The organism is Paenibacillus sp. JCM 10914, from assembly GCF_001315105.1.
Lineage (GTDB): Bacteria > Bacillota > Bacilli > Paenibacillales > Paenibacillaceae > Paenibacillus_AQ.
Map to the genome: position 1 here is coordinate 146587 of NZ_BAZR01000006.1, position 12077 is coordinate 158663.

The following is a 12077-nucleotide window of genomic DNA, read 5'->3' on the forward strand; positions in this document are numbered from 1 at the left end:
ATGTACAGAAAGCAGGTGCTTCATGGATTTTCTGTTGTTTGCGATCATTATTTTTGTTGCATCTATCCTTCAGACAAGCACCGGATTCGGGTTCTCAATCTTGGCTACGCCGTTTCTGCTGCTCTTGTTCCAGCCTGCCGAGGCCATCCAGATTAATCTGATCTTATCGCTGGTCATATCGGCTGCTCTCATCGCCAAGATCCGCAAGGATGTGGATTTTGGTATGCTCAAACGATTGATCATCGGAAGCGTAGTTGGGCTACCCATCGGCATTATCATTTTCTCGGTGATCCAAATCCATCAGCTGAAGCTTGGGGTAAGCTTGATTATCCTAGCCTTGACCGCTTTACTGATGTTTCAATTCCGCATCCGCCAGACTCGGGGAAGGGATGGGATAGCTGGAGCAATTTCTGGCTCGCTGACGACAAGCATCGGCATGCCAGGCCCACCATTACTGTTGTATTTCTCCGGCACGGATACACAAAAAGAGAAGCTGCGGGGAACTACGCTCGCCTTCTATCTATTCATATATACGCTAAGTCTTGCCATCCAAGTAATTGTGGCAGGCACGAGCAAGACGGTCTGGTTCTCCAGTAGTATGGCACTTCCCTTGGTGTTCATCGGACTGTTGCTGGGACAACGGTTATTCAAAGTGATTAATCAGCGAGTCTTTCAAATCTTTACGTACGTTATTCTGGTCTTCACGGGCGTGTACATGCTGATGGAGAGCCTGTAGGATCATGGTCTGTTATAATCATGTGTTGTGTCAGGGAGTTCGCTACGGCAATTAAATGTTGGGAGTCCCAGTCGTTTGAGTTTGACGTGATCTCATACTGAATGGCTTGGTTCAGGGAGTTATCCCATTCAGCCCAGATCAACTGCTGTATGCCGGTATTGCTCAGATATACGGCCTCGTGGCCTCTGATCGTCAGCGGTTGGATGGTTTGACCCATCATGTCGGGCACCTGAATTCGACTCTTGGTTGTTTTGAATATCCGGTACTCCCATGGAAAGCCATCTTGCTGATAGATGAGCTGAATGCCGACGATCACATCATTTGGATGCAAGTCGCGTACAATGACAGATTTTCCTGTGCGTCTTGCTTCCGCAGCCATACTCTCAATCTCTTCCTCACTTGCGTTATCAAAACCGTTGTACACCAGAATATCCCGTGGAAGCACATTCGCAGGCAGGAGTGGCTTTAAGGGGGTAACGGCGGCCATCAGCGATTCCAGTCCTTGCGTCCATGGTAGGGCCCGATAGTTTGTCTGTTGGTTAACCGTGTTGCCTTCACCCGCGATATAGATCGCTTTTCCTTCTCCGGGGGATAACGACTGGATCACCATCCGGATGGTTTCTTCCATCTGATTGGTGGGGCAAGCCGGGGCTAAGGAGTCGATCTGGATTTTGGCGAGCACTTGACCGCGGCTACCGTGCATCTCGATGATATGCTGCATAATCCGCTCACTAAGCTGAGCTCTAGGCTGGCTCGACGGATGTATTTGTTGCGTCTTGGTTAGATGTTCCTTCATCTTTCGAAGCGCTTGGTGCAGCCTTGATTTCACGGTTCCGACAGGGATATTCAGCAGCTCCGCTATTTCTTGTTGCGAGTAGCCTTTCAGATAGCGAAGAACGAGAACCTGTCTAAGCTTGTCTGATAGAACATCCAGCTCATGGAGCACACACTCGTCGGTGAAGTCGACTTCTGACGCGGATGCTCCGCTGTGCAGGATATATTGTCTGTCGCGTTCCTTTTGTTCCTTACGTAACTCCTTCCAGCGTTTGCGCCGGTAAGATTGAAGCTGCCGCAGCGTGATCCCGTATAGCCAACCATGGAGGGAACGCGTGGGATCGAACTGGTTCAGGTTGCGATATAACTCCAAATACACGTTCTGTGTGATATCTTCAGCATCGCGAATAGAGCCGTCGCTCAAGATGAACAGGGTGCGGTACACCCGATCTACCGTTTGGGTATAGATATGCCGGAAAGCCTCTTGTTTCCCGTCCAGCACGGATTTTACAAGCTCAGATAGTTGAATGTCTGACAACAATAAACCCTCCTTAGGATCTTCGTTATCTCTACTTGGTCATTTTCTCATAAATCGTTCGATTCGTGATGAAAAAGATTTCAAGATAGAGCATAAGAAGTTAGGGAGGGTTTAATGATGTATTTACATATTACCGGTTATCTCAAGCCTACGATTTTAAGTCCTTGCGCTTGCAGGTCCGCTATAATCTGCGGGAGGACATCGACTACGGCCTGGGATTCGTGCAGCAGGATAATGGAGCCAGATGGATCAATATGCCGCACGTACTCCAGTATTTTGCCTTCATCCCGTGTTAGCCAATCCTCAGGATCACGATTCCACAACACCATCTTCTGCTGCTGCTCATCCATGATTCGTCCCGTATGATCATTAAAGGCGCCATAAGGCGGGCGAAAGAGCGAGACCTCCTTCTTGGTAATCGCTTCAATTAACCGGGAAGAACGCTTAACCTCGTCAACTTGTTCATCATACGACAGGCTGGGTAGATGGGCGTGGCTCATGGAATGGCTGCCTATCGGATATCCTGCTGCATGGATGGCCGCTACGCCCTTTGGATATTTCTTGACGTTATTGCCTATGAAGAAGAAGGTCGCTCCAACTTCATGCTCCTTCAACACATTCATGATGTCCACTGAATATTTGGATGGGCCATCGTCGAAGGTGAGGGCTACATAGCCCTTGGGAATGCTGTACACCAGGGAGTCTTGCAGCTCCAGATGAGGCGTCAATGGCGGAGCGATATCGGGGTCGCTGTCCGTACCTGAAACCTCGTCTGTGTTATGAGCCTGATCCTGCAGTACAGGCACCGCAGCGTTCATGGTCAGCAGGTTCATTGGCCGTGGAACGTTAAAGAGAACGGTCGTGACTTCCTCTTTTGCCGTCGCAGCCTGATGCAGCCTGGCTTTGCTCGGATAGGCCGCGTCGAAATTGCTGAGCAGCAACACCAGCATGATGCTGGTGAGGATGGCCGTTGTCAATTTAAATGCATGCGAATAACGTCTTTTCCTCGTACTCATAACCGGTAGGTACCTAATATTTTGCCTTGGAATGCAGAAGCAGTTGTCGCTTCTTCCACCTGCGACTTCGGCAGGGTTAAGAAGGGCAGGGCAAGAATGTCCCCGATCTGCTCCAGCTGCTGTATCGCAGCTAACTCATCCTTAAACTGTTCAGAGCAAGCAAATGATAATCGCTCACTTTGATCACGAAAGGTCCGGGTGACGGTACCTTTGTGCTGATGTTGAATCATATCCCATGTCGTATGTAGAGATAATCGATATTTATGATTTCCGGTATAACGGTTCATGACCGATTTCAAGCACCTTGCGGTGTCATCATCTGTTGCCCAGCATAGATCTGTGTTCTCTTCACCAAGCAACCGGATATGTAGCGAGGAGGCGTCGGGGTCTCCGTTAACCGCAAGCAACTCGATCACTTTTCCATAGGAGTCTGGCATGAGAGGCCCCCTTTCTCTAGTTGCGATTCTATTCTAATTGACTGCTTATTCAGCCGACGATGTGCCCGTCGCTCCCTTGGATTGGAAGGAGAAGGACATCTTCTCCGTAAAATCGTGGATGGTCTGCATCAGCTTGGCCTTCTCCTCCGTAATGCTCTGGTATTGCTCGGCATACTTCCGGTTGGAGATTTCCAGCTCGCGAATTTTCTCTTCCAGGTGGTTGATCTTCAGCATTGCTTGGTATTGTGCATCCGTTGATTCTTCCTGGAGCTTGCTGTACTTCGCCGTCTCGGTCTCGAGTTGGCCTGACAGCTTCTCGTAGGCTAGATTGGAAGCCAACTGATATCCCTTATAATCTTCCAGCAGTTGATCGTAGCTCATCTGCTTGTTCGTCAGTACATTCTCCAGTTCGCGGATTTCTTTGTTCTTCTCCGAGAGCAGTTGATCCTTCTTGATCTGTTCATGTTTATAGCGGTTGATCGTTTCGTTCGCGGCGAATAGCTGTTCTTCCAGCCCTTTGTTCTTATAAGAAAGCAACTGGCGTTCCTTCAACATATTCTCAATCGATACAATGACATCAAGGCCGATTTTGTCCTGATTGTCTTTGGTGAATAACCCGTTGCTACTCTCCCCACCGGATCGTTCGGATGCTGTCGTATACAGAGCCGGTTCCTCGGCAGGCTCGATGACGGCAACCTCCTGCGGTTCTGACGGCTTCTCGGTCTGACTCTGGTTCTGGTTCGAGCGGGCGCCCTTAAACCAAGCCATTCCCTTCTTCTCTGTATCTTTGGCCAATGCATATCAACTCCTAATAATTCCAATATATGTAATATGAAATGATTGAAAAAGACCTATACTAATAATAATCGGTAGAAATGCCCCAAAAACTTTGCCTGATTGGGCTATTTATATAAAAAAAAGCCCCGCAAATAGCGGAGCTCTATCATGATTCATTCATATCTATGATTTTTGAAATATCGACTATTTGGGTAAAGTGAACTCCGGTGCGATGACATCCACCCGGTTGGTCCAGATGCCGCCGCTATATTGATCCGGCAGGCGTTCCAGGTCCTCTATGGTGTCAAACCCCTCAGACCAACCGCCCTTGCCTGCTACCAGAAAGACTCGCGTATTCATGCCATCCATCCGGTTCAGGAATTTATCCGGCCATCCCCATAAATAGCGAGCGTACTTCTCCGGGATGTGCAGTTGGGTATTGCGGCAGACCGAAGGGATATAACCGCTCCAGCCTGCTCCGGCATAAGATACGAGGCAGCTCTTGAGGCTGTCTGCTGACATGACGCGCAAGGATGGGAGTGCAGTGTGGAGAATGCCAATGGGAGCATCGTCTCCGTATATTGCGAGCTGACTGAGTCTCTTAACGGGTAACCCGGCTAAATACTCAGCCAATTGCTTGCCTTCTTCCGGGTTGGTGCTTTTGATGTGAATGAGGAATTCGCCGTCCGGGAATGCCGTCAACACCTCATCCAGGGACGGAATCATGCCGACACCCTTGCCGCGGAACGGATAAGTGACGCCTTCATCTGCCGTATATCCGTATCCGATATCGATGTGTTTGAGTTCCTCCATCGTATAATCGGATATCGAGCCGGTGACATTGGTACGACAATCGAGCGTCCAATCATGGAACACGGCGAATTGTCCATCCTTGGTCGGCTTAACGTCGAGTTCAACAATGTCGGCCCCGGCGGCAAAGGCGGCCTCCATGGAGGGGAGCGTATTCTCCAGGTAGGCGTGCTCAGGCACATAGATGCGTGAGGCGGTACAGGTATCGGCTTCGATGCCTTCCATCGGAAAGGTTTGGCCGATGCCCCGATGTGCGAGCAGGACGGGTTCCCCGTCACGTTGCTCCGTAAATAACGATGTATTATTTAAGAATAGAAAGACTACGACGGTGAGCACAAACAGCATGATTTTCTTCCAGTTTCTGCGTATTTTCATGATTAATCCCCCACAATGATGTAACCTGAGCAGTTCTTGCTGCTCTTTCTCTATCTTCTATCATAGGGATATTAGGCAGCAGCTCAATGGCTGGATTATAATAAATGTATAACAGTGGACTGATAAAGATTCGTAGAGATCAAGACTTAGGAGGGATCGCAATGGACCAATCCTCCTTTTTGATGGTGGAGCGGGGGAACCCGTACGAGCGAGGTGACGTCATTCCGCTGACGCGGTCGATGATGATCCTCGGACGCAAGGGCAGCCAGTCCGAGCCGGATATATCGTTTGATAACGTATACGTATCCAGGCAGCACGCAGCACTGCTATATCGGAGCGGGCGGTTTAGCATTAAGGATTTGAACAGCAAGCACGGAACATATATTAACCAGCAGCGGCTTGAGCCCGGCGGCGAAGCTCCCCTACAGCACGGAGATTCGGTCGCACTGGCAGGTGATCTGATTGTATTGTCATTCTCGATTCTGAGTATGGAAGAGACGATGGATTTGACGCCGTTATTCCGGCAGCTCGCAGCCGTTGAATCTTCAGGCGGGATGACATTGAATCCGTACAAGCAGGAGCTGCTGTATGGGGATGAAGTCTATACGTTCTCGGAAAAAGAGTACAAGTGCCTTGAACTGCTGCTTCATCATCAGGGACAGTTCGTGTCCAAGGAGCAGTTGAAGCTGCATGTATGGCCCGAGCGGAGCTACGAACCGGATGAAATTCCGGACGTCAGTTCAGAGGAGATGAATGCGCTCATCTACCGGGTACGTAAGAAGACGCGCAATATCCTCTCGATTGAGAGCATTCGGGGGAAAGGCTATATCCTGCAATCGCAAGACGAGAAGGAAGTTTAGTTGTATATAAAATAGGCCAAGGCTCTTCCTCCAAGAGAGGAAGAGCCTGTTTGTGTGCGGAGTGTCTTGGTTAATCATAGTTTATCTGGAAGTTCAGAAGGGAAGTAGGGGTTCATCTCGAAATGATAGTTATGAATCGAAAGACTGAATGAATCCTGTTGGAGAGGGGCTTATATAAGAATGAATATATCTCAGCAAGGAAGCATCGCGGTGAATCAGCTGGGTTATCGCACTCTGGATAGCAAGATAGCTGTATTGCCTGGACAAGGCGGACGTTTTCAGGTCGTTAATCAGGAGAACGGGGAGGTCGTATGGCAAAGCGAGACCAAGCCTGCAGCCCCGGACGCGGCAAGCGGACAGACGGTCAGCCGCGGCGATTTCACCGCTTGGGAACAGCCGGGAACCTACCGGATCGAGCCGGAGGATGGGTTCGCATCCTATCCGTTTGTGATCTCGGATAACATCTATGCGGATGCACACCGTGCTTTGTTGAAAGCGTTCTATTTCTTTCGCTGCGGGATGGACCTGGAAGAATCGTATGCAGGTCCATGGATGCATGCGGCGTGTCACCGTACACCAGCTGTCGTTCATGGCGAGCAGTCCCGGCAGGTCAATGCCTGGGGCGGCTGGCATGATGCAGGGGATTATGGCAAGTATATCGTTCCCGGCGCCAAAGCGATAGCTGATCTGTTGCTGGCCTTCGAGTTATATCCGGAGGCGTTCGAGCAGCCACTGCCATTGCCGGAGACGGACAACAAAATGCCTGATGTGCTGCATGAGTGCCGTTATGAACTGGAGTGGATGATGCGCATGCAAGAGAAGGAAAGCGGCGGTGTGTTCCACAAGCTGACCACGCTGAAATTCCCGGGCGGCGATGTGATGCCGGAAGATGACACAGCGGAGTTGTATCTTTCGCCCATCTCGGGGACGGCTACCGGATGCTTCGCGGGTGCGATGGCGATGGCATCCAGAATATATGCGACGTATGATAAAGCCTTCGCAGCGAACTGTTTGCAGGCAGCCCAGAGAGCCTGGGCTTGGTTGGAGGAGCATCCGAATCCGCCGGGATTTCGGAATCCGGCAGAGATCGCAACCGGCGAATACGGCGACGAGCAGGATGCAGACGAACGTTACTGGGCCGCGGCGGAATTGTACCGCACGACGGGAGAGGAAAGGTATCATGAGGCGTTTCTGTCCCTGGCCGGGTCGAATGCGTTCGATAAATACGAGCTTGGCTGGGCGGACATGGGCGGATATGGCACATTCGCCTACCTGATGTCTGACCGTGAAGAGGATGCGATCGTGGCGGAGGATCTGAAGGGAGGGTTGCTACAGCGGGCAGATGAACTGGCCGCGGTCAGCGACACGGATGGATTCGGGATCTCATTGAAGCCGGAGCAATATATCTGGGGCAGCAACATGCTGGTTATGAATCATGCCATGCTCATGCTGATAGCCGGACGTCTGTCAGGCTACGAGGATTATGAGCGCCGGGTGCATGAGCATGTGCATTATATTTTTGGTGCGAATGTCATGGGCATGAGCTATGTCTCGGGTTACGGATCGAAATCGATTCAGCATCCCCATCATCGTCCCTCCGAGGGAGATGGTGTGGATGAGCCGGTGCCAGGCCTGCTCTCCGGCGGTCCGAACCAAGGCTTGCAGGATGATTATGCGCGCGAACATCTGGCTGGACGAGCGCCGGCTGCTTCTTTTGCTGATATCATGGACAGCTACGCCACGAATGAAGTCACAATCTACTGGAATTCCCCTGCGGTGTTGGTGCTATCGCATTTCATAGGTTAGATGGCAAGCTGCATTTGAAATATGCGGTATAACGCGGCGGTAATTTTGATGAAATGTTGTGGGCGGGTTTATGACCATGGCAGAAGCGATCTGTGAAATTTTCATCTTTTTTGCGAGTGGGATGGATTTTTCAGGGGATGCTAAGCATGTGCAAGCTCTCCGGAAGCCGCTATACGCCAACTATTTGGTGGATATGACAAGTTCCTATTCATTTTTGTCAACAATAATCCTGACGAAACCCGGTTTTCCTTTCGTTGAGCCGCGCTGCCGTCTGACTTAACATATAGTTGTCAGGTCAGTATGACAACATACATGAGTCTTATTTTTAATAAATGATGATAGGGGGTTATACAATGTCTAACGAGACAAATACAAGCGCTTCCAAGGGCATCCGCTTAAGAGTTCAACAACTAGGCCGTCTCCTCAGCGGTATGGTGATGCCGAATATTGGTGCGTTTATTGCGTGGGGTCTCATTACGGCGCTCTTCATCCCGACGGGCTGGATACCGAATGAATACCTTGGGCAATTGGTTGGACCGATGATTAACTATCTGCTGCCGCTCTTGATTGGTTACACGGGCGGACAGATGATTCACGGTCAGCGTGGTGCTGTCATCGGGGCCGTGGCTACGGTCGGCGTGATTGTCGGCTCGGATATCCCGATGTTTCTTGGAGCGATGATCGTCGGTCCGATTGCAGCCTTAGTCTTGAAGCAGTTCGATAGACTGATTGATGGCAAGATCAAATCCGGCTTCGAAATGCTGGTGAACAATTTCTCGCTTGGTATTATTGGCGGGGCCCTGACTTTAATCGCTTATACCGGTATTGGACCGCTTGTACAAGGTCTGACCGAAATTTTGAAGTCCGGTGTTGATTTCCTCGTTCAAGCCAATCTGCTGCCGCTCGTCAACATTATCATCGAGCCAGCGAAGATCCTGTTCCTTAACAACGCAATCAATCACGGGATATTAAGTCCGATCGCAACCGAGGAATCGGCTCGGATCGGTCAGTCCGTACTGTATATGCTGGAATCTAATCCAGGTCCAGGCCTTGGTGTATTACTTGCATACTGGATCTTTGGACGGGGAAGTGCCAAGGCATCCGCACCGGGTGCTGTAATTATCCACTTCTTCGGCGGTATTCACGAGATTTATTTCCCGTACATCCTGATGAAGCCGGTTCTCATTCTGGCTGCAATCGCAGGGGGAGTCGCAGGAACCTTTACCTTCCAGTTGTTTGGAGCGGGTCTGGTAGGTCCGGCATCTCCGGGCAGCATATTCGCATACATTGCCATGGCGCCTAGGGGCGGCCTGTTCGCCGTATTGGCGGGCGTAGTGGTAGCGACGATCGTATCGTTCCTCGTTGCTGCACTATTGCTGAAGACGGGTAAGAAGACAGTAGAAGAACCAGACTTGGAAGAAGCATCAGCCAAGATGAAACAGATGAAGACCGGCGGAATGAACGATCAGGTTGCCCCGGCTTCGGCTGCTGTAGCGAATCTGGATAAGGACAACATCAACAAAATCGTCTTTGCCTGTGATGCAGGCATGGGGTCAAGTGCTATGGGCGCTTCGGTTCTCCGGAAGAAGCTGCAGCAAGCAGGCGTTCAGATTACGGTCGTGAATGCTGCGGTCAGTGAAATTCCAGACGATGCCGATATCGTGATTACGCAGAAGACTTTGACGGAACGGGCGATGGCGAAGAACCCGAATGCAGAGCATATCTCCATCGATAATTTCCTGAAGAGTCCACGGTATGATGAGCTGGTTGAACGTCTGAAAGATGAATAGTTGTCAAAAATCATAGGATACGCTGGCGTAAATTACGCCGGCGTGTCTTACATTTCTTGAAGAAGGGAGCTATTCGTTCTGGGACAATTCACTGCCCGTCAGCGACAAATCCTGCTGCTATTGCTAAACAGAGCAGAGGGCATGACAGCTGCTGAGATTGCAGCTGAAACCCGCGTCAGCGTCCGAACCGTTCACCGGGAAATGGAAGAGATTGAGAGGAATTTGGCTGGAACCGGTGCCTTCCTTCATCGGAAGGCGGGTACGGGCTTTCGGTTAGAAGGCGAATCGTCAGAACAGACGGAGCTGCTGAAGCAGCGCCTGCTGAAAGGCAAACCTGCGGATTATTCAGGGGAGGAACGCAAGATTCTGCTGTTATGTTCCCTTCTGGAGGCCGGAGAACCCATCAAGCTGTTTGGGTTAGCGCACAGTCTGAAGGTCAACACCTCCACCATCCGTCATGATCTGGATGAGCTCGAGCCGATACTGAAGCGACTGAGCCTGATCCTGATTCGGCGTAGAGGGTACGGGGTTGATATTGAGGGTGAGGAACCGGTGCTGCGCAAAGCGATCTGTCGGCTGGCGGAGGAATATCTGGATTATTCCGATCTTGTAGGAGATGGCTATCACGATGCGAATGAGCCTGTAACGTCTAGGTTGTTGTCCATGATTGATAAGCCTGTCCTGCTTGATGTAGAACGCAGCCTTTGGGCGATGAACTGGAGCTGGACGGAGGGGCTTAGCGAAGCGGCCTACACCTCGCTGCTCATTGCTTTGTCGGTTACGGTCAATCGTATACGGCGGGGTCATCTTATCACCGAAGCGCACTTGCCCGAAACTGCTGACCCGATCTCTTCGGATTGGAATGAAGTAACGTCGTTCGCACATCGGCTGGAAGAAGGGCTAGGGCTTACTTTCGCTAAGGCAGAGATTCAATATATAGTCACATTGTTAGCTGCGGCAAGGGACGAAGCCGACGTGGGCGAGCAGGCGCATGCGGACGTTGTGATGGTGGAGCTCACGTCTCGTCTGATTGCGAAGGTTCAGCAGCATACCGAAATCCCTTATGTGGAGGATCGTACGCTGAGGATAGGGTTAGTGGAGCATATTGGCGCCGCGATGAGACGCATTCGCGAAGGTACGCGAATTCGAAATCCGCTGCTGAGTCCGATCCGCAAGGATTATGAGGAGTTGTTCGCGATTGTGCGTCAAGCGGTGGATGAGCTGCGTCTGGGAGTCGAGATACCTGATGAGGAGATTGGGTTTCTGGTTATGCATTTCGGTGCTTCCGGTGAGCGGCTGAATCAGCTTGGTCATCAACTGCGGGCCATTCTCGTCTGCTCCAGCGGTCTTAGCTCCTCAAGGCTGCTTGCTATCCGTCTCAACAAGGAGATGCCGCAGATCGAAGTGCTCGGCAACGTCTCTTGGTATGAAGCGGCCCGCATGCCGGAGGATGAATATGATCTGATTATATCTACGATTGATCTCCCTCTGCCCAAACACCGTTATGTGAGATTAAGCCCGCTGCTGAGCGCCGAAGATAAGGCTGCGCTGCTTCAGCATATCCAGAATCATGCGGGGATGCGGAATGCGGAGGGCGAACCGGTCAACCGCAGAACGACAGAGCGGAAGGCAGTGGCGCTCGAACAGCTCCGGCTTCAGGCAGCATTAATGAATGAGATTGTGTCCTTGCTGGATCACTTTCACGTCTATCCCCTCGATAACGAGCGAGGGGATCTGGATAGAACCCTGGATTGCGCTTTGGATCGTATCAGCCAGCAGGAAGCGATGGCGGATCAGGCGAAGGTGAAGCAGCGTTTGCTCGATCGCGAGCGGATGGGTACGCAGCTCATTCCGGATACGGCGCTGGCCTTGTTCCATACTCGAAGTCAGTCGATCCTGAAGCCGCTGATTGCACTGTACCGGTTAGCCGAGGCGGTGCCGCTTGAAGATGGAGCAGAGGCGAAGGTTATCCTCTTAATGCTGGCGCCGAAGCAGCTGCCCAAAGAAAGTCTGGAAGTGCTTAGCGAGATTAGTGCCATGTTGTTGAGTACCCAACTGATTGAACTGATGGAGCAAGGCGAAGAGCGAGAGATTCGCTCGTACTTGGCGGAAGGACTGCAACATTATTACAACCATAGACCTTAGAAAAGAGGGACAA

Annotated in this window: 11 protein-coding genes; 6 read left to right on the forward strand and 5 right to left on the reverse strand. The window is 51.1% G+C overall.

Features of this window, described 5'->3' with window-relative positions; translation table 11 throughout:
• The first annotated feature begins 22 nt into the window (after positions 1 to 22).
• On the forward strand, positions 23 to 736 hold the full coding sequence (locus JCM10914_RS10340; protein ID WP_023960416.1) for a sulfite exporter TauE/SafE family protein: 714 nt from the start codon (positions 23 to 25) through the stop codon (positions 734 to 736).
• Here the strand turns inward: JCM10914_RS10340 and JCM10914_RS10345 are convergent.
• The 5 genes from JCM10914_RS10345 to JCM10914_RS10360 form a co-directional block, all read right to left on the reverse strand.
• Positions 702 to 2048 (reverse strand): RNA polymerase sigma factor, encoded by a 1347-nt coding sequence (locus JCM10914_RS10345; protein ID WP_052019709.1) that lies wholly within the window; start codon positions 2046 to 2048, stop codon positions 702 to 704. The two genes, JCM10914_RS10340 and JCM10914_RS10345, sit on opposite strands and share 35 nt — an antisense overlap.
• Positions 2049 to 2185: 137 nt before the next feature.
• The gene (locus tag JCM10914_RS10350; protein WP_231638607.1) at positions 2186 to 3064 is read right to left on the reverse strand and encodes a polysaccharide deacetylase family protein; all 879 of its coding nucleotides are present in this window, start codon (positions 3062 to 3064) and stop codon (positions 2186 to 2188) included.
• Positions 3061 to 3501, reverse strand: a complete 441-nt coding sequence (locus JCM10914_RS30060) for a hypothetical protein (protein ID WP_023960422.1) — start codon at positions 3499 to 3501, stop codon at positions 3061 to 3063. Before JCM10914_RS30060 ends, JCM10914_RS10350 begins: the two co-directional genes overlap by 4 nt.
• A gap of 45 nt (positions 3502 to 3546) precedes the next feature.
• Complete coding sequence (locus JCM10914_RS10355; protein ID WP_023960424.1) at positions 3547 to 4296, reverse strand: hypothetical protein; 750 nt, start codon at positions 4294 to 4296, stop codon at positions 3547 to 3549.
• Positions 4297 to 4482: 186 nt separating this feature from the next.
• Entirely contained in the window at positions 4483 to 5463 is a 981-nt protein-coding gene (locus tag JCM10914_RS10360; protein WP_023960426.1) for a glycerophosphodiester phosphodiesterase family protein, read from the reverse strand.
• 161 nt (positions 5464 to 5624) lie between these two features.
• Between JCM10914_RS10360 and JCM10914_RS10365 the strand changes: the two genes are divergently transcribed.
• From JCM10914_RS10365 to JCM10914_RS10385, 5 genes are all read left to right on the forward strand, one after another.
• Positions 5625 to 6323 carry an FHA domain-containing protein gene (locus JCM10914_RS10365; protein WP_023960428.1) on the forward strand — a complete coding sequence of 233 codons (699 nt, stop codon included), beginning with the start codon at positions 5625 to 5627 and terminating at the stop codon, positions 6321 to 6323.
• Between the two features lie 180 nt (positions 6324 to 6503).
• Positions 6504 to 8129 (forward strand): glycoside hydrolase family 9 protein, encoded by a 1626-nt coding sequence (locus JCM10914_RS10370; protein WP_023960431.1) that lies wholly within the window; start codon positions 6504 to 6506, stop codon positions 8127 to 8129.
• A 76-nt stretch (positions 8130 to 8205) separates the two neighbouring features.
• A complete protein-coding gene (locus tag JCM10914_RS10375; RefSeq protein WP_023960433.1) occupies positions 8206 to 8409 on the forward strand; it encodes a hypothetical protein in 204 nt (67 codons plus the stop codon).
• A gap of 73 nt (positions 8410 to 8482) precedes the next feature.
• Positions 8483 to 9919 (forward strand): PTS mannitol transporter subunit IICB, encoded by a 1437-nt coding sequence (locus tag JCM10914_RS10380; protein ID WP_023960435.1) that lies wholly within the window; start codon positions 8483 to 8485, stop codon positions 9917 to 9919.
• A 141-nt stretch (positions 9920 to 10060) separates the two neighbouring features.
• Positions 10061 to 12064: a BglG family transcription antiterminator gene (locus tag JCM10914_RS10385; protein ID WP_023960437.1), complete on the forward strand. Its 2004-nt coding sequence runs from the start codon at positions 10061 to 10063 to the stop codon at positions 12062 to 12064.
• The last annotated feature ends 13 nt before the right edge of the window (positions 12065 to 12077 follow it).

Excerpts from the sequence above, each read along its gene's own strand:
- JCM10914_RS10380 (WP_023960435.1), top strand. The coding sequence starts at position 8,483 with ATGTCTAACGAGACAAATACAAGCGCTTCCAAGGGCATCCGCTTAAGA.
- JCM10914_RS10350 (WP_231638607.1), bottom strand. The coding sequence starts at position 3,064 with ATGAGTACGAGGAAAAGACGTTATTCGCATGCATTTAAATTGACAACG.
- JCM10914_RS10365 (WP_023960428.1), top strand. The coding sequence starts at position 5,625 with ATGGACCAATCCTCCTTTTTGATGGTGGAGCGGGGGAACCCGTACGAG.
- JCM10914_RS10370 (WP_023960431.1), top strand. The coding sequence starts at position 6,504 with ATGAATATATCTCAGCAAGGAAGCATCGCGGTGAATCAGCTGGGTTAT.
- JCM10914_RS10375 (WP_023960433.1), top strand. The coding sequence starts at position 8,206 with ATGGCAGAAGCGATCTGTGAAATTTTCATCTTTTTTGCGAGTGGGATG.
- JCM10914_RS10360 (WP_023960426.1), bottom strand. The coding sequence starts at position 5,463 with ATGAAAATACGCAGAAACTGGAAGAAAATCATGCTGTTTGTGCTCACC.
- JCM10914_RS30060 (WP_023960422.1), bottom strand. The coding sequence starts at position 3,501 with ATGCCAGACTCCTATGGAAAAGTGATCGAGTTGCTTGCGGTTAACGGA.
- JCM10914_RS10385 (WP_023960437.1), top strand. The coding sequence starts at position 10,061 with ATGACAGCTGCTGAGATTGCAGCTGAAACCCGCGTCAGCGTCCGAACC.
- JCM10914_RS10340 (WP_023960416.1), top strand. The coding sequence starts at position 23 with ATGGATTTTCTGTTGTTTGCGATCATTATTTTTGTTGCATCTATCCTT.